This is a genomic window from Brucella sp. LJL56 (assembly GCF_054871705.1).
On the sequence record NZ_JBTXLQ010000007.1, the window covers coordinates 89,644 to 105,794 of the forward strand.

Here is a 16,151-nt window from a genome sequence, read left to right on the forward strand (position 1 = left end):
GAACTGTCCAGTCAAACAGGACAGCAATACCAGCGGGAAATTTGGCAGATTCGTGGGGCAGAGATGGCAGGTACAGGATTACTTCTTGCGGAAGGCATCCAGCGAAACAACATCAGCCGTAGGCTTGGCGTCCTTATCTGCACCGTCATCTGCATTGCTGTCCTTGGATGCAGCGGCTTCTTTTTCGGCAGCAGTCTTGCGTGACTTCGATTTGGGCTTTTCTGCCTTTTCGACTGGCGCATCTGTCGGGACAATTTCGATGGGAGCAGTATTGCCGCCTTCGTCATTGTCGCTTTCCGGCTGTGCGACCGCGACATCGAACTCGAGTTCGAAATTTACCGAAGGGTCATAAAAGCCGCGGACCGCCGAAAAAGGAACCGTCAGCTTTTCTGGGATGTCGCCGAAGGACAGGCCAACTTCGAACAATTGGTCCGTGACAAGCATGTCCCAGAACTGATGCTGTAAAACGATAGTCATCTGCTCGGGATATTTTTCCTTCAGGCGCGAGGAAATTCGCACACCGGGCGCTCCGGTCAGGAACGTGATGAAAAAATGATGGTTACCTGGCAAGCCAGCCTTGGCCACCTCCGCAAGTACCTTGCGAATGACGCCGCGTAGGGCTTCCTGAGCGAGAATATCGTAACGGATTAGGTCCTGTACCATGGTTTGCTTATCCCACGGATTCGGAGGTCGATGTCAAGTTCGTTCTCGCAGGAACTGATGATATATGACCTGAAATTGCGACAGGCGGTATCTATGATAGAAAGATACGCAACTTTTGAGCGCAAAAAAATGGGCGTTACTCTATCTGCATCCGAAAGCCATCAGAAACGTGCGCACCCCATTAACGGCGCTTTTCTCGATGATTGCGTCATCTATGCCTTGGCCGGTGAGCATGTGGTAGTGCGTATCGGCATTGATCAGCGCCATAAAATGGCGTGCCGCCAGGTCCGGGTCATCAATGCGCAGATGGCCGTCCATTGCAAGGCGAGCCAGACGCGCTGCTATAGCAGGGATAGCCTGTGCCGGGCCTTTCGTATTGCAGATACTGGCTGCAAGCGGCAGGTTGGTCTCGTTAGCCTGCATGATCTTGCGTAGGAACGCACCGGACGGATCGTATATGCAGTTCCGGCTCATGCGGATGGAGAAAGCCACAAGATCCTGTTCCAGATTTTCCCCAGTTTGGGGGAAGGTGGCCAGAACCGCGAACAGGCTCGCATTCATGCGTGCAAGCGCATCCTCGACGACGGCGGCAAGCAGCGCTTCCTTGTCGCGATAGTGATTATAGATGGTCTGACGCGACACGCCCGCTTCGCTGGCAATGAGGTCTATGCTCGCGCCTTGAAACCCGTCGCGATTGAAAACGCGCGCTGCTGAGCACAGAATAAAGTCGCGCTTCATGCACTGTCCGGGCTTTACCGCCGCGGAATTCAGGCCCTTTTCGGATATGGCGCGCTTCTCGGGCAGGACGGCCATGTCAAATATGTCAGTAGGCTTCATAACCCCAACATAAGATAGCTTGACGTTTTGGACAATGGTGTCTAATTTGACATTAGTGTCAAAACTGTTTTGACGTTGCGTATAGAATGCCTTTCGCTACTGACTTTTCAAGTGTCGGCCATATTGAGAAATGGGTCGATATCATCAAGATGAAAAGAAAACTGGTAGTGAATACAAATATTTATCTGTCCTGTGCCGATTTTGCGAGCCCGATGGCGCCATCCTCCCAAGCAAAACCGGAGATCCGAAATCGGTGCGGGAATCTCACGAAACATTGATGAAAGCGCGTCCCCCATGGCTTCCAGTCTTGTGCGCAATGCCATTGTTCTTGGCCTTCTTTCCGCCATTGGCCCATTTGCGATCGATATGTATCTGCCAGCTCTGCCCACCATAGCCGCCGATTTGCATGCGGAAACGGGTGCCGTGCAGATGAGTCTTCTGGCCTTTTTCATTGCTCTCGCGGTTGCACAGCTTTTCTGCGGGCCGCTGTCCGACATGGTCGGGCGTAAACTCCCGCTTTATGGCGGTCTGGTGCTGTTCGGTATCGGTAGCATCGGTTCTGCTCTGGCGACGGATATAGATGTGCTGGTGCTGTTCCGTTTTGTGCAGGGGCTAGGGGCTGCTGCAGGCATGGTTATTCCGCGCGCTGTTGTGCGTGACCTTCACACAGGTGTCGAAGCGGCGCGTCTTATGTCGCTTTTGATGCTCGTCTTCTCCATTTCACCGATCCTGGCACCGTTAACCGGCTCGATCATCATCAGCTTCTTCGGTTGGCGCGGTGTTTTCTGGGCCGTTCTGGTCGCTGCTGCGATCGGAATAGTGCTGGTTGCGACAGCGCAGAAAGAGACGCGGACGGCCGAAGCGCGCCTTGAAAGTAATCTCGGTACCGCTTTGCGCGGCTATGGTCGCCTGCTGAAGGATCGCTATTTCCTCGGGCTGGCTTCCGTCGGCGGCTTTGGCATCGCTTCCTTCTTTGTCTATCTCGCTAATTCGTCGTTCGTGCTGATCGACCACTACGGGCTGACGCCGACGCAGTATGCGATGGCCTTTTCGGCTAATGCGGTGTCGTTCTTCGGTGTTTCACAACTGAATGGGTGGCTTGGATCGCGCTTCGGACTTCGTCGTGTCATGCGATTCGCGGTTTCGGGATTTGCAGCGGCCATGCTCGCCATGTTCGCAGCCGCACTCATGGGGCATCAGTCGCTATGGCTGATCGCGGGGTTCCTGTTCGTGGGGTATGGCTTCTTAGGTCTCGTTATCCCGACAACAGCGGTGCTCGCTCTCGAAGATCACGGCGAGATTGCAGGAACCGCTTCTGCGCTGATGGGCACGCTGCATTTCGTGATTGGCGGTGTGGCGATCGGCGTCACCGGTTCGTTCTTTGATGGAACGGCTCTGCCGATGACCGGAGGGATTGCCGGTTGTGCGCTCACGGCCTTTGTGCTGACGCAGATTGTTCTTTCGCGCAAGACGAGTGAACTCGATACGGAAGCTGCGGCTGCATAGATTATCTGAAAGGGAAAGTGGAGGCTTCTGTTGCTAGGTGCCTCCGAACCCCGCCTTAAGGGGCTAACCCTAAGGACTTTAGAGTGGGTTTCCCGCACCGCCATTAGGCAGCGAGAGCATAACCCTGAGCTTTGTTGTCATTTGCAACTACTCAATTGACCCGATAACGGTGGTATCATGCCGAGTAAAAGAGCGATCTTTACACCCTTGTCGATCCTATTTCGCCCCCGCCACAATACAAACCGCTTGATTGATCTGTATTCTGGTGGAGGCGCCGGGTACCGCCCCCGGGTCCAATAGGTTTATTACACCGTCCGTTTATCACCATAGTCGGCTTGCGCCGACACGCCGTATATAGGCGCGGTTGATTATGATTGGAAGAGGGTGTGCCGTTTTTAACGGGTTTTGCTTACGGGCCCAACGATCGGCTTCGTGTTCATTTTTCATTGACAGCCTGCTTTTGCTGGTCAATCCTCGCAACATATCGGGTCGGCAAGCAAATTTTTATATAGCCGGATTCCGTGGGCTGAAACGGGGTGCTGATACCCCATTCGAAGGAGAGTGGATATATGAGTGAATATCTCGCGGATGTCCGTCGCTACGATGCCGGTGCCGATGAAGCTGTAGTCGACAAGATCGTCAAGCATCTGGGCATTGCGCTGCGCAATCGCGATTCCTCGCTCGTTTCGGCAACGGACCCGGAAGAATTGAAGCGTGTTCGCACCAACTGGGTTGCCAAGAAACTCGGCATCGACGACGAAGCCAAGGGCGATGAAGTGGTTGCGCATGTTGCTGAAGTCATGAAGGGCGATCGCAACAAGAATCGCGTCACCTTCTATTATCTGGTCGCCAAGCAGCTCGGAAAACTCGGCAGCCTCTGATTCACAGCGATTTTCTGAATCCGAAGCCCCGGTGCCTCACGCCGGGGTTTTTCTTTATAGTGGACTCGAAACGAATCGGTTCTGGATCATCCCCTATGCGCACCTATCTCGATCTTCTTCAACATGTGCTCGATAACGGCGTCGACCGTGGCGATCGTACGGGCACAGGTACGCGGTCGGTTTTCGGATACCAGATGCGCTTCAATCTCGAAGAGGGCTTCCCGGTTCTGACGACCAAGAAGCTGCACCTTCGCTCGATCATCTATGAACTGCTCTGGTTCCTGAAAGGCGACACGAATATCGCCTATCTGAAGGAGAATGGCGTCTCGATCTGGGACGAATGGGCGGATGATAATGGCGACCTTGGTCCGGTTTACGGCTATCAGTGGCGCTCATGGCCAGCGCCGGATGGCCGCCATATCGATCAGATCGCGAATCTCCTGAAGATGCTGCATGGGAATCCCAATTCGCGGCGTCTGATCGTGTCGGCCTGGAACCCTGCATTGGTCGATGAAATGGCTCTGCCGCCATGCCACTGTCTTTTCCAGTTCTATGTCGCCGACGGCAAACTCTCCTGCCAGCTCTATCAGCGGTCTGCGGATATTTTCCTGGGCGTGCCGTTCAATATTGCGTCCTATGCATTGTTGACGATGATGATCGCGCAAGTTGCGGGTCTGAAGCCGGGAGAGTTCGTGCACACGCTTGGTGACGCGCATATTTACGCCAATCATTTCGACCAGGCGCGCCTGCAACTGAGCCGCACGCCAAAGAAATTGCCGACGATGAGGATCAATCCGGAAGTGAAGGATCTTTTTGGCTTCCGCTTTGAGGATTTCCAGCTTGAGGGCTATGAGGCAGATCCGACGATCAAAGCACCCATTGCTGTCTGAGGCACCCAATGTCCATGCAAGAACCGATAGTTTCAATTATTGTAGCCGCCGCCGAAAATGGCGTCATCGGGCGTGACAATGACATGCCGTGGCGGCTTTCAACCGATCTCAAGCGCTTCAAGGCACTGACGCTCGGCAAGCCGGTTATCATGGGCCGACGGACATGGGAATCCATCGGGCGACCCTTGCCGGGACGGCCCAACATTGTGGTGACGAGGGACAACGGATTTCAGATTGAAGGTGCAAGTATTGTCGGTTCTCTCGATGAGGCGATAGCGCTCGGGCGAAAACTGGCTGCTGACATGGGTGTCGGGGAAGTTTGCATCATAGGCGGCGGGAAGATTTATGCGCAGGCTTTGCCTCTCGCGGACCGCATTCACCTGACCCGTGTTCTAGCCAAGATCGACGGAGACACGCACTTTCCAGAAATCGATCCGCAACTGTGGTGCGTCGTTTCGCAGGAGGATGTGCCCGCCGGAGAGAAGGACAGCCATCCAACATGCTATTTCGTGTACGAAAAATGTGCTGTGTAAAGCATAGTTCATGAATTTTGGCGTCTTCGCGTTGAAAGCGGACCTCGCGATGCCTATAAAACGGAAACATTAGTTGATGACGGGAGTGGGTAGCTCGCTTTCCCGTCACCCGGACGAGAGGTGAGGATGCCCTGGAGTAATCAGAATGGTGGCGGCGGCCCATGGGGCGGCGGCGGCGATAATAACAATAACAACAATAATGGCGGTCCTTGGGGACAAGGACCGAAGGGCTCGCGTGGCGGCGGCCAGAACACACCACCTGATCTCGAAGATATTCTGCGTAAAGGACAAGATCGTCTGAAGCAGGTCTTCCCCGGTGGTGGCGGCAAGGGCGGCAGCAATCGCGGCGTTCTTTTCCTTATCGGCGCGGCAGTTTTGGGTTTTTGGCTTTATCAGTCGATCTACACCGTGCAGCCCGACGAACTCGCCGTCGAACTGCGCTTCGGCAAGCCGAAGGAAGAAGTGTCCGAACCGGGCCTGCATTTCCATTGGTGGCCGATCGAAACCTATGAGAAGGCGCAGATCGTCGAGAAGCAGATCAATATTGGCGGGCAGGGCAACCGAAGTGCGACGCAGGGCCTCATGCTGACGGGCGACCAGAACATCGTCAACGTTCAGTTTTCGGTTCTTTACCGCGTATCGGACCCGCAGGCGTATCTTTTCAACGTCGATAACCCCGATGCGATGGTGCAGCAGGTTTCCGAAAGCGCGATCCGCGAAATCGTCGGTCGTCGCCCGGCTCAGGACGTTTTCCGCGACAACCGTTCGGCCATTGCAGCGAGCGTTCGCGATATTGTTCAGCAGACACTCGATACCTATAAGACAGGTATACAGATCAATGCCGTTTCTATCGAAGATGCCGCGCCACCGCGTGAAGTGGCTGATGCCTTCGACGAAGTTCAGCGTGCCGAACAGGACGAAGACCGTTTCGTAGAAGAATCGAACCAGTATTCGAACCAGAAGCTTGGTCAGGCCCGCGGTGAAGCAGCCCAGCTTCGTGAAGAAGCAGCCGCTTACAAGAACCGTGTTGTTCAGGACGCGGAAGGTGAGGCGCAGCGTTTCAGCTCGGTTCTCGGTGAATACCAGAAGGCGCCGGAAGTGACGCGTAACCGTCTCTTCCTCGAAACGATGGAACAGGTGCTGAAGAGCACCAAGAAAGTTATTGTCGAACCTGGAAAGGATGTCGTGCCTTATCTGCCGCTGAACGAACTCATGCGCCAGCAGCCACGCCCCGGTGTGAATGCCACCACGACGACCCCGAGCGGAGGTGCCCAGTAATGGCCCAGAACAGGCTTCCAATCATTGGCGGTATCATCGCCGTCATCGCTTTCCTGATCTACTCCGCTACGTTCATCGTATCCGAGCGTCAGCAGGCAATCGTGCTTCGTTTCGGTCAGATCGTTGATGTGAAGACGGAACCGGGCATCTACTTCAAGCTGCCTTTCGGGTTTCTTGATGCAGACACGGTGCAGTTGATCGATGATCGCCTGCTGCGCTTCGATCTGGACGACATTCGTGTTCAGGTTTCGGGCGGCAAGTTCTATGATGTCGATGCGTTTCTCGTCTATCGCATCACCGATGCCCGCAAGTTCCGTGAAACCGTTTCGGGCAGCACACTGCTTGCCGAACAGCGTCTGCGTACCCGTCTCGATGCTGCCCTGCGTAGCGTTTACGGCCAGCGCGGTTTCGAAGCGGCACTTTCGGAAGAGCGTGGCGACATGATGCGCGAAGTCCGTGACCAGCTTCGTCCCGATGCAACCTCACTCGGCCTGACCATCGCCGATGTGCGTATTCGTCGTACCGATCTGACGGCGGAAGTTTCGCAGCAGACTTATGACCGCATGAAGGCGGAACGTCTGGCGGAAGCCGAACGTCTGCGTGCACGTGGTCGTGAAGCAGCCCAGCGCATTCGCGCCGTAGCTGATCGTCAGGTTGTGGAAACGCTTGCCGAAGCGCGTAAGGAATCGGAAATCCTTCGCGGTGAAGGCGATGCGCAGCGCAGTGAAATCTACGCAAGCTCCGCAACGAAGGATCCGGGTTTCTTCGCCTTCTATCGTTCGATGGCCGCTTATCGTAAAGCGCTCGAAACCCCGGATACAACGCTGGTGCTCTCTCCGGACTCGGAGTTCTTCAAGTTCTTCCGTGATGCTGGCGGCAAGCTGGCAACGCCTGCCCAGTAAAACCGGGTCAAACGCTCATGAGCGATTTTCTAGCCGCCGTAGGTCTTCTCTTCGTTCTCGAAGGGCTGCTCTACGGCGGCTTTCCTTTTTTGGCGAAGAAACTCGCCCGTGAAGCAAGCGAAACGCCTGAAAACATGTTACGCATCGCCGGTATTGCGGCGCTTGCAATCGGCGTTGGTATTGTCTGGCTTGCCAGGGGATAAGCCGCTTTCCTTCTGTTATTTATTGTTTGTAGTCTATGCGGGGCCGTAAACAGGCCGTATTTTGCAGCAACTTATCGCTAATCAAACGACTGCAAGCAGACAGGAACGGAGCAGGGCTTCATGGCAATTGCACCAAAGGCGGGATTTGTTCGCACCCTTTTCGCAACCGTGGCATTGGGAGCGATGACCGTCGCTGGCACTCTTTCGGTAGGAACGCCTCCGGCAATCGCGGCGCAGGGACCGGCTTCGGTTGCCGATCTGGCCGAAGGGCTGCTTGATGCGGTCGTGAACATATCGACCTCGCAAACCGTCAAGGAAGACGGTGAAGGTGACGGCGCGGTTCCAATGCCGCAGGTGCCCGAAGGCTCGCCGTTCCAGGAATATTTCAAGGATTTTTTCGGTGACAAGGAAGGCGCGCAGGGCGACGAATCGCGCAAGGTCCAGTCGCTGGGGTCAGGCTTCGTCATCGATGCCGACAAGGGCTTCATCGTCACCAACAATCACGTCATTGCCGATGCGGACGAAATAGAAGTCAATTTCAACGATGGTTCCAAGCTGAAAGCGGAGCTGGTTGGAAAAGACATCAAGACCGATCTGGCAATTCTCAAGGTAGACCCATCCAAACACAAGCTGAAGGCCGTGCAATTCGGTAATTCGGAAAAGGCGCGTATCGGTGACTGGGTGCTTGCGATCGGCAATCCCTTCGGGCTCGGTGGAACCGTAACGGCTGGTATCATCTCGGCCCGCAAGCGCGACATCAATTCTGGACCCTATGACGACTTCATCCAGACCGATGCGGCCATCAATAGGGGCAATTCCGGTGGTCCGCTGTTCGACATGGACGGCAAGGTGATCGGCATCAACACGGCGATCATTTCTCCATCGGGCGGTTCTATCGGTATCGGCTTTGCTATCCCGGCCGAGATGGCGGTGGGTGTTATCGACCAGCTCAAGGAGTTCGGCGAGGTTCGCCGTGGCTGGCTCGGCGTACGCATCCAGCCGGTAACCGAGGATATAGCCCAGAGCCTTGGACTGAAGGAAGCCAAGGGTGCGCTGATTGCCGGGCTGATCGAGAATTCCGGCGTTGACAACAAGGCGATTGAAGCCGGTGACGTCGTGATCCGCTATGAAGGCAAGCCGGTCGATACGGCTCGCGATCTGCCGCGACTGGTCGCGGAAACTCCTGTCGGCAAGGAAGTCGAGATCGTTGTGGTTCGTCAGGGCGAGGAGAAGACTGTTAAAGTGAAGCTTGGGCGTCTGGTCGAGGATGACAAGAGCACCGAGGCGGCCGCGGAAGATCAGGCTCCACTTCCAGAAGGCGAGGGTGGTGAAGAAGGCACACAAACACCGGATACGCCGAAAAAAGAACAGAAAAGTGATGCCGCCCCGAGCGTGCTTGGAATGAAGCTCAGCGAATTGAATGACGATGTTCGCGGAGAATTTGGCATTGCAGAAGATGTGGAAGGTGTTGCGGTCCTGTATGTTTACCCCGGCTCAGCCGCAGGTGAGAAACGTATCGAAACCGGCGATGTTATCGTCGATATCGGACAGGTGAATGTGAAGACACCCGAGGACGTGAAAAAGCGTATTGATGCGCTGCGTCGCGAAGGGCGCAAGAATGCTCTTCTGATGTTGGCTTCCCGTTCGGGAGAATTGCGTTTTGTAACTGTCCGGATCAATTGATTCATAATTGAATACACTGCTGAAGCGGCATTGTGGAGCAATCTGCAATGCCGTTTTGCTTCGTAGTTTGAATGGCTTGACGCTAGAACTGCACAAACAGATTCGGATAGTCCTCCGTTTGGTTATCCGAAATGGCAAAGCCTTCTGTTTCATGGGTCACTGGTGTGCTATGGACCGGCGCCATTCGGAGTAAGGTGAATTGGAAACAGTTGATATCGTGGTGATAGGCGCCGGTGCAGCAGGCATGATGTGTGCCGTCGAGGCGGCCAAACGCGGGCGTTCCGTGCTGGTCGTGGATCATGCAAAATCGGCTGGTGAGAAAATCCGCATATCGGGTGGTGGCCGCTGCAACTTCACCAATCTTCATGCAAGCCCGAAGAACTATCTCTCACAGAACCCGCATTTCTGCATCTCCGCTTTGAGCCGTTATACGCAACGCGACTTCATCGCGCTCGTTGAGCGTCACCGCATTGCCTATCACGAGAAGACGCTGGGTCAGCTCTTCTGTGATGGTTCGGCATTGCAGATAATCGAGATGCTGCTGGGCGAAATGAAGCGCTATGGTGCGCGACTGAAGCTTGGCTGCAGTATCAGTTCCGTCGAGAAATCAGCACAGGGCTTTTCTCTCCAGTTGTCGGATGGTCCAGTGCGCTGTCGATCACTGGTGGTGGCGTGTGGAGGAAAGTCGATCCCCAAGATGGGGGCGACAGGTTTCGGTTACGATATCGCGACGCAGTTCGGATTGCGGATTGTCGAAACACGGCCGGCGCTCGTGCCGCTGACGTTTGAACCCAATACATTGGAACGGCTGAAACCGCTGGCCGGTGTTGCCGTCGATGCCGTTGTCGCCTGCGGCAAAACGAAATTTGCCGAGGCAATGCTTTTTACGCATCGCGGTATCAGTGGCCCTTCGATCTTGCAGATTTCTTCCTACTGGCGAGAAGGTGAAGAAATCCGCATTGCGATGATGCCGGATACGGATATTTTCGAGGGATTGCGCGAGCAGCGCAAACAAAACGGCAAGCAGGCATTGCAGACGGCACTCGCCATTTATCTTCCGAGGAAGCTTGCGCAAACCATAGCCGAGGATATGGGCGCGATAGGTCATCTGGCGGATATGTCCGACAAGACTTTCCGCCGCGTCGAGGCTGCGATAAATGACTGGCGCATCAAGCCCGCTGGTTCGGAAGGCTACCGTACGGCCGAGGTTACACTCGGAGGCGTTGACACGCGCGATCTCGATTCCAAAACCATGGAAACCAAATCCGTTCCGGGCTTGTTTTTCATCGGCGAGGTGGTCGATGTAACCGGCTGGCTGGGCGGCTATAATTTCCAGTGGGCCTGGTCTTCCGGCTGGGTGGCCGGTCAGTCTGCCTGAATGCGATAGACGGAATGAAGCTTCAAATGTGGAGTTTCATCCGGCACACGGGGATGGTCGAAATCGCTCGACGGATCACGGGTCATGCCGATGCGCTGCATCACGGCTGTGGACCGCTCGTTATTATGGACGGCGAAGGAAACGACTTCCGAGAGGCCAAGGGTGCCGAAAGCATATTCGATCAGCGCTTTGCCCGCTTCGGTTACATAGCCCTTGCCCCAAAATGGAGTGGCCAGCCGCCAGCCGATTTCAACAGTGCCGTCCGGTAAATGAGGCTCGAGGTTGGTGCGGGAGAGTCCCGCAAAGCCGATGCACAGACCGCTTTCTTTTTCTTCAAGCGCATAGAAACCGAGGCCCGTTTCAGAGATCATCTTCTGTACGGAGTCGAACAATTCGTCTGACTGCGAGCGGTCCCTGCGAAACGGAAAGAAACGCATAACTTCTTCATCGGAATTGATGACGTGGAACAGATCGCGGTCGCGATCCTCCCAGTTCCGGATGATAAGGCGCGGCGTTTCAAGAATGATCATTGAACGAAATCCGTCTTTCTATAGCCCTGAATATAGAGGAGGGCGGTCAGGTCGCCATGGTCAACCCGCATTCTGGCCTGCGCTGCCACAGTCGGCTTCGCGTGAAGTGCGACACCAGTGCCTGCAAGCTGGATCATGCCGAGATCGTTCGCTCCGTCGCCCACCGCAATTGCGTCATCCGGTGTGAGACCGAGGCGCTCGGCGATTTCCAAGAGTTTCTCGACCTTGGCTTCACGGCCGAGAATTGGCTCTGTGACAAGGCCGGTCAAATACATGCCATCGTCGATCAGCCTGTTAGCACGGTCTTCATTGAAGCCGATCATTTCGGCGATACGCTGGGTAAATGAGGTAAAACCGCCGGATACAAGCGCCGTGTAAGCACCATGTTTCCGCATGGTACGCACGAGTTCCGGCCCGCCGGGCATCAGTGTGATGCGGGTTGAAATGACCTTGTCGATGACATTGAGCGGCAGGCCTTTCAACAAGGCCACCCGCTCGCGCAAGGCCGGTTCGAACTCGATCTCACCGTTCATGGCGCGTGCGGTGATGGCCGCGACATGCTCGCGCAGACCGGCTTCTTCCGCCAGTTCGTCGATGCACTCCTGCTGGATCATCGTGGAATCCATATCGGCAATCAGAATTTTCTTGCGTCGGCGCTCCTGTTCCTGCACCACCACATCAATCGGTGCGCCATCGAGCGAGCGACGCAGCAGGGCTTCGGCTTCTTCACTGTCGATCCCCGACGGAAGCGCAATGTCGCAGGCAATGTCGTCGGCCAGCCAATAGAGTCCGGTTGCATTCACTGCCGCTGAGGCTTTAATCCCAAGCGCTGATGCAAGCGAGGCTTTGGCCGGGTTGGCGATCAAAGTGGCGACGAGAGAAACCTGTTGAGACATGGAGAGCAATTCCGGCGATGAGTGAGGATGCGGTCACGAATGCAATCCTGATAGCTGGCCCAACGGCCAGCGGCAAGTCGGCACTTGCCATTCGCATGGCTCGTGAGACCGGCGGCTTCATTGTAAACACCGATTCCATGCAGGTTTATGATGTTCTTGATCTTCTGACTGCCCGGCCCGGCGAAGCCGATCTCGCTTCGGCACAACATCATCTCTACGGGCACGTTGCGCCGTCGATATCCTATTCAACCGGACGATGGTTGGACGATGTCACCGACCTGTTGTCGCAACCTGCAATGAAGAACCGAACGCCAATTTTTGTTGGTGGCACCGGGCTTTATTTCAGGGCGCTGCTCGGCGGACTGTCTCAAATGCCGGCGGTGCCGGTCGATACTCGCGCCTATTGGCGAGGCCGGATGGAGACGGACGGCCCGGAGCTTCTTCACCAGATCCTTCGTGAACGCGACCCGGATATGGCCGCAACCCTCAAGCCTTTCGACAGTCAACGTATCGTTCGGGCGCTGGAAGTGTTTGAAGGCACCGGAAAGTCGCTTCTCATGTGGCAGCGTACTAAAGGACAGGCGCTGGTGGATGACGATAGCGCGCGCAAAATCGTGCTGCTACCTGACCGGGCATGGCTTGCCGAACGAATTGCGAGGCGATTTGCGCTAATGTGGGACAATGGCGCGATCGATGAGGTCAAGGCATTGCTGGCGCTTGATCTCGATCCGGCATTGCCTGCGATGAAAGCCATCGGCGTGCGTGAAATCACAGCATTTCTGCAAGGCTCGATGACGCGGGAAGAAGCGGTTGAACGTTCGGTCATCGCCACTCGACAATACGCAAAACGTCAGTCGACCTGGTTTCGAAACCAGCTTGATGATCGCTGGGTGGTACACGCAAATTCTGACGATGCGCTCGCTCAATTAACGACACTGAAATAACTCGCTGGCACTCTCTCGAACAGGAGAGGCGGGCGCGGACTATGCGGTTTCATAAATCGGAGCGGGCATTTTTTATTCTGATTGTTTTGATGTTCGGTATCGGGCTGTTGCTTTACCAGGCCCGTGTCGACATCGGACAATTGCAGACCTTGCCACTTGACGTGAGCGCTTCTGAACTGGTTTCGACGCTCGACCAGTTGAGCTATGTCACGATCTGGGTGTTGATTGCGACTATCGCGTGCGGGGTGTTCCTGATCTACCCTCAAATACGAACCGACGCGCTGGACCGTGGCAAGCTGCAGGTCATCACGCAGGATCTTTCCGAACGATCTCAGAGCCTTGAACATGCCGCACTGACGGACAGCCTGACCGGCATGCAGAACAGACGTTATTTCGATGAGGCGTTAAAGGAATATCTGGTTCAGTTCGACCGTATCCAGCGGCCTGTCGGGTTGATGATTATCGATCTCGATCACTTCAAGACCGTCAATGATACCTATGGACACGACATTGGCGACATCGTGCTGCAAGAGGTGGCGCGGTGTCTCAAGGACTATACGCGGTATCATGATGTGGTAGCCCGGCTTGGTGGTGAAGAATTTGCCGTTCTTGCACCGAACATGGATGCGGAATTGATGATCAAGCTCGCCAATCGTGTCCGCAAAGCCATATCGACGCTCGAAATCGACCTTGGCGATGAAAAGCTTGGTGTTACCGTCAGTATCGGTCTTGCGATATGGGACCGACGCGAGACATCGAAAGACCTCTATCGTCGCGCCGATAAGATGCTCTATGCGGCGAAGAACATGGGCCGTAACCGCGTCTGCGCCTAGCGCTGTTTATTTTTGACGGAGCCGCCCCGGCTAGAGCATATCTGGAAAAGTATGAAATGGTTTCGGATATAATGCGCTCTAGCGTTCGCGGTCCTTGCGAAAACTGCGTACGAGTTCGCCCATCTTTTCAATGCTCTGCTTCGTGTCGAGGCTGAGTGATACATGCGGCCTTGGCGAAGAAGGCGAAATATCATCCTCCGATACGTGGTCGCGGCGGGTGGTCGAAACCGGATTGCCCCACAAATTGCTCTCATCTGCGAGCTGGTCCCTTGGTTCTGCCTGGGAACTGCTTTCAAAAGCACGCAGTCTTTCGACGATACGGTCAAGCGATATTTTGTCGTCACCGCGCCAACTGGAAAGAGCGCTTTCGCCCTTGCTGCATTCTGGAAGCTGATGAGGCGGGATGGTTTCGAATGTAAGGCGCATCGGTGTCGAGAAGGCCTCGCCAAACGCTATGGCCTCGCGGTTAGCGATTGATGACAGGAAACCTGCCATGCTTTGCGCACCCCCGCGAATGGCGCCCTTGATGATTTCCTGATCACGTTCGTTGCCGAGCCGCATTGCAAAAATCGAATTGCACTGGGACAGAATTGTAGGGTCAAGTTCGCCCGGACGCTGGCTGATGACCCCAAGATAGGAGCCGTATTTTCGGCCTTCTTTGGCAATTCGCGCTATCGCTTGTCTTGTCGGCCAGAAACCGGCATCGCGGTCGGTCGGAATATAGCGATGAGCTTCTTCGCAGATTACCAGTGTTTGCAGACTGCCCTCACTTGAAAGAGCGATATCGAATGCCAGGCGGCACAAGACTGAGGCAACCGCGTTGACAACCTCGGATGGCAATCCTGCGAGCTGGAATGTGCAGATCGGTTTTCCGTTTTGCGGAATGCGGAAAATGCGGCCAATGGCTTGCCGCATTGTTTCAGGGCCACCAGTTACGGCGAACATGAAGCGAAAGCGGGGATCGGACGAGATCGATTCCAGTCGAGCCTTGAGGCTGCGCAGATAGGGACGATCCGCTTTGCTGTCGAGAAGACCGATACGCTCATCGACGAGGGCTAGCAGGTCAGCCAAGCGATAGGAGACAGGCGTGTCCGCGCTGACGCTCTGGCGGTCGGCCAACTGTCGCCGCAAGGTCTTCGTGGCCGACGTTTCGATGCCGTGCATTTTTTCGCGGGCAAGCTGGACCAGATCGCGCAATATGTCGAGTTCCGTCGGGTCCGGCGTACGGCCACGAAAGATCACATCTGCGAATTCATCAAGCCGTAGCATCCAGAAGGGCAGCTCGATATTTGTCTGATCGACTGCTACCGCCAGATCGGGAAATGCGCTCGCAAATTCATTGTGTGGATCAAGAATGAGCACACGCAGATTGGGCTTTTCGGCGACGATGCGGCGTAGGAGCAGCATGACGGCGCTCGATTTGCCGACACCCGTTGTGCCGACGATGGCGAAATGTCGGGAGATAAGGTCAGCGACCGAAATATAGGCGGGAACCGTTGCATCCTGTGTCAGTGTCCCGATTGAAACGTTGCTGTGCCCGGTCTGCGCATAAATGGTCGCGAGATCGGTCGCCCGGATACGATGAGCAATAGCGCCGGGATGGGGGAACTGCGAAATGCCACCATTGAATACGGTCTGTCCGTTCGGCTGCACACGAACCTCGCCCAGAAACTCGATATGGACATGCAGCGTGTTGTCACCGCCACGTATCCAGATATCCCCCGGAACAAGCACGTTGCGGATAAGGCCGACGACGCGATTGTCGCCCGTCTGAATGGATATGAGCTGGCCTACGGCCCAATAATCATCGGATGCCGCCGAAGAAGGGCCTGACAGTGCCGAGACGACCGCACCTTCGCCATCACACTGGATGACATAGCCTTCCGTACGATTACGCTCAACATATTCACCTTGTCCCCGCGCGTCGGAACCATCCCCGATTTCGCTCATGTCGCCCACTCTGCCCCGACTTTCAACAAGAGGTTCCGCGCCATAATAGAAGCCTTCGGTTGAAATAAAGTTATCGTTTGAGGCGGATGAGCCTAAGAAAATATCGCAGGCGACGTATTTATGCGTTGACGACGCCAAATCCGGCTATTAGTGTCCGCCACCATGAACACGTTTATTATTCTTGTGGTACGGGCGCGCATGGGCAGGATGGTATAACCATCCGGCGAAAGCTCCCATGCGCGAA

At 55.3% G+C, this 16,151-nt stretch carries 16 protein-coding genes and 1 other RNA gene; 11 read left to right on the plus strand and 6 right to left on the minus strand.

From position 1 onward, the window contains the following. Nucleotides 1-78 precede the first annotated feature (78 nt). Both ACYSN1_RS17520 and ACYSN1_RS17525 read right to left on the minus strand, forming a co-directional pair. Complete coding sequence (locus ACYSN1_RS17520; protein ID WP_461726863.1) at nucleotides 79-663, minus strand: SspB family protein; 585 nt, start codon at nucleotides 661-663, stop codon at nucleotides 79-81. A gap of 141 nt (nucleotides 664-804) precedes the next feature. Beyond that, nucleotides 805-1,500, minus strand: coding sequence for a TetR/AcrR family transcriptional regulator (locus ACYSN1_RS17525; protein ID WP_461726864.1), 696 nt, complete (start codon nucleotides 1,498-1,500; stop codon nucleotides 805-807). A gap of 294 nt (nucleotides 1,501-1,794) precedes the next feature. Here ACYSN1_RS17525 and ACYSN1_RS17530 point away from each other — a divergent pair, with 294 nt between their 5' ends. Continuing rightward, nucleotides 1,795-3,006 (plus strand): multidrug effflux MFS transporter, encoded by a 1,212-nt coding sequence (locus tag ACYSN1_RS17530; RefSeq protein ID WP_461726865.1) that lies wholly within the window; start codon nucleotides 1,795-1,797, stop codon nucleotides 3,004-3,006. Nucleotides 3,007-3,022: 16 nt separating this feature from the next. Here the strand turns inward: ACYSN1_RS17530 and ssrA are convergent. After that, nucleotides 3,023-3,390, minus strand: a transfer-messenger RNA (tmRNA) gene (ssrA, locus tag ACYSN1_RS17535). Between the two features lie 185 nt (nucleotides 3,391-3,575). Here ssrA and ACYSN1_RS17540 point away from each other — a divergent pair. The 8 genes from ACYSN1_RS17540 to ACYSN1_RS17575 all read left to right on the plus strand — a co-directional run bounded on the left by ACYSN1_RS17540 (nucleotide 3,576) and on the right by ACYSN1_RS17575 (nucleotide 10,754). After that, the gene (locus ACYSN1_RS17540) at nucleotides 3,576-3,887 is read left to right on the plus strand and encodes a DUF2853 family protein (protein WP_461726866.1); all 312 of its coding nucleotides are present in this window, start codon (nucleotides 3,576-3,578) and stop codon (nucleotides 3,885-3,887) included. A 95-nt stretch (nucleotides 3,888-3,982) separates the two neighbouring features. Further along, nucleotides 3,983-4,777 (plus strand): thymidylate synthase, encoded by a 795-nt coding sequence (locus ACYSN1_RS17545; protein WP_461726867.1) that lies wholly within the window; start codon nucleotides 3,983-3,985, stop codon nucleotides 4,775-4,777. A gap of 14 nt (nucleotides 4,778-4,791) precedes the next feature. Continuing rightward, nucleotides 4,792-5,310: a dihydrofolate reductase gene (locus ACYSN1_RS17550; RefSeq protein WP_461726981.1), complete on the plus strand. Its 519-nt coding sequence runs from the start codon at nucleotides 4,792-4,794 to the stop codon at nucleotides 5,308-5,310. Between the two features lie 126 nt (nucleotides 5,311-5,436). Next, nucleotides 5,437-6,588 (plus strand): FtsH protease activity modulator HflK, encoded by a 1,152-nt coding sequence (gene hflK / locus ACYSN1_RS17555; protein WP_461726868.1) that lies wholly within the window; start codon nucleotides 5,437-5,439, stop codon nucleotides 6,586-6,588. Continuing rightward, on the plus strand, nucleotides 6,588-7,490 hold the full coding sequence (gene hflC / locus ACYSN1_RS17560; RefSeq protein WP_461726869.1) for a protease modulator HflC: 903 nt from the start codon (nucleotides 6,588-6,590) through the stop codon (nucleotides 7,488-7,490). The genes hflK and hflC overlap by 1 nt, the downstream gene beginning before the upstream one ends. A 17-nt stretch (nucleotides 7,491-7,507) precedes the next feature. Continuing rightward, on the plus strand, nucleotides 7,508-7,693 hold the full coding sequence (locus tag ACYSN1_RS17565) for a DUF2065 domain-containing protein (RefSeq protein ID WP_140022110.1): 186 nt from the start codon (nucleotides 7,508-7,510) through the stop codon (nucleotides 7,691-7,693). A 120-nt stretch (nucleotides 7,694-7,813) separates the two neighbouring features. Then, on the plus strand, nucleotides 7,814-9,376 hold the full coding sequence (locus ACYSN1_RS17570) for a DegQ family serine endoprotease (protein WP_461726870.1): 1,563 nt from the start codon (nucleotides 7,814-7,816) through the stop codon (nucleotides 9,374-9,376). 199 nt (nucleotides 9,377-9,575) lie between these two features. Next, nucleotides 9,576-10,754 (plus strand): BaiN/RdsA family NAD(P)/FAD-dependent oxidoreductase, encoded by a 1,179-nt coding sequence (locus ACYSN1_RS17575; protein WP_461726871.1) that lies wholly within the window; start codon nucleotides 9,576-9,578, stop codon nucleotides 10,752-10,754. Here the strand turns inward: ACYSN1_RS17575 and ACYSN1_RS17580 are convergent. Together ACYSN1_RS17580 and serB are read right to left on the minus strand one after the other, a co-directional pair. Then, on the minus strand, nucleotides 10,742-11,284 hold the full coding sequence (locus ACYSN1_RS17580; RefSeq protein ID WP_461726872.1) for a GNAT family N-acetyltransferase: 543 nt from the start codon (nucleotides 11,282-11,284) through the stop codon (nucleotides 10,742-10,744). The two genes, ACYSN1_RS17575 and ACYSN1_RS17580, sit on opposite strands and share 13 nt — an antisense overlap. Beyond that, the gene (gene serB / locus ACYSN1_RS17585; protein WP_461726873.1) at nucleotides 11,281-12,180 is read right to left on the minus strand and encodes a phosphoserine phosphatase SerB; all 900 of its coding nucleotides are present in this window, start codon (nucleotides 12,178-12,180) and stop codon (nucleotides 11,281-11,283) included. The genes ACYSN1_RS17580 and serB overlap by 4 nt, the downstream gene beginning before the upstream one ends. A gap of 17 nt (nucleotides 12,181-12,197) precedes the next feature. Here serB and miaA point away from each other — a divergent pair, with 17 nt between their 5' ends. Continuing rightward, nucleotides 12,198-13,124 carry a tRNA (adenosine(37)-N6)-dimethylallyltransferase MiaA gene (gene miaA / locus ACYSN1_RS17590; RefSeq protein ID WP_461726874.1) on the plus strand — a complete coding sequence of 309 codons (927 nt, stop codon included), beginning with the start codon at nucleotides 12,198-12,200 and terminating at the stop codon, nucleotides 13,122-13,124. 41 nt (nucleotides 13,125-13,165) lie between these two features. Next, on the plus strand, nucleotides 13,166-13,957 hold the full coding sequence (locus ACYSN1_RS17595) for a GGDEF domain-containing protein (RefSeq protein WP_140022116.1): 792 nt from the start codon (nucleotides 13,166-13,168) through the stop codon (nucleotides 13,955-13,957). Between the two features lie 78 nt (nucleotides 13,958-14,035). Here the strand turns inward: ACYSN1_RS17595 and ACYSN1_RS17600 are convergent, their stop codons facing one another. After that, a complete protein-coding gene (locus ACYSN1_RS17600; protein WP_461726875.1) occupies nucleotides 14,036-15,907 on the minus strand; it encodes an ATP-binding protein in 1,872 nt (623 codons plus the stop codon). Between the last annotated feature and the right edge of the window lie 244 nt (nucleotides 15,908-16,151).

What these genes read in the sequence shown, in the direction of transcription:
- hflC (WP_461726869.1), top strand. Translation starts at nt 6,588, where the DNA reads ATGGCCCAGAACAGGCTTCCAATCATTGGCGGTATCATCGCCGTCATC.
- ACYSN1_RS17570 (WP_461726870.1), top strand. Translation starts at nt 7,814, where the DNA reads ATGGCAATTGCACCAAAGGCGGGATTTGTTCGCACCCTTTTCGCAACC.
- ACYSN1_RS17595 (WP_140022116.1), top strand. Translation starts at nt 13,166, where the DNA reads ATGCGGTTTCATAAATCGGAGCGGGCATTTTTTATTCTGATTGTTTTG.
- ACYSN1_RS17525 (WP_461726864.1), bottom strand. Translation starts at nt 1,500, where the DNA reads ATGAAGCCTACTGACATATTTGACATGGCCGTCCTGCCCGAGAAGCGC.
- ACYSN1_RS17520 (WP_461726863.1), bottom strand. Translation starts at nt 663, where the DNA reads ATGGTACAGGACCTAATCCGTTACGATATTCTCGCTCAGGAAGCCCTA.
- ACYSN1_RS17565 (WP_140022110.1), top strand. Translation starts at nt 7,508, where the DNA reads ATGAGCGATTTTCTAGCCGCCGTAGGTCTTCTCTTCGTTCTCGAAGGG.
- ACYSN1_RS17580 (WP_461726872.1), bottom strand. Translation starts at nt 11,284, where the DNA reads ATGATCATTCTTGAAACGCCGCGCCTTATCATCCGGAACTGGGAGGAT.
- miaA (WP_461726874.1), top strand. Translation starts at nt 12,198, where the DNA reads ATGAGTGAGGATGCGGTCACGAATGCAATCCTGATAGCTGGCCCAACG.
- ACYSN1_RS17550 (WP_461726981.1), top strand. Translation starts at nt 4,792, where the DNA reads ATGCAAGAACCGATAGTTTCAATTATTGTAGCCGCCGCCGAAAATGGC.
- ACYSN1_RS17540 (WP_461726866.1), top strand. Translation starts at nt 3,576, where the DNA reads ATGAGTGAATATCTCGCGGATGTCCGTCGCTACGATGCCGGTGCCGAT.
- ACYSN1_RS17600 (WP_461726875.1), bottom strand. Translation starts at nt 15,907, where the DNA reads ATGAGCGAAATCGGGGATGGTTCCGACGCGCGGGGACAAGGTGAATAT.
- serB (WP_461726873.1), bottom strand. Translation starts at nt 12,180, where the DNA reads ATGTCTCAACAGGTTTCTCTCGTCGCCACTTTGATCGCCAACCCGGCC.
- hflK (WP_461726868.1), top strand. Translation starts at nt 5,437, where the DNA reads ATGCCCTGGAGTAATCAGAATGGTGGCGGCGGCCCATGGGGCGGCGGC.
- ACYSN1_RS17530 (WP_461726865.1), top strand. Translation starts at nt 1,795, where the DNA reads ATGGCTTCCAGTCTTGTGCGCAATGCCATTGTTCTTGGCCTTCTTTCC.
- ACYSN1_RS17545 (WP_461726867.1), top strand. Translation starts at nt 3,983, where the DNA reads ATGCGCACCTATCTCGATCTTCTTCAACATGTGCTCGATAACGGCGTC.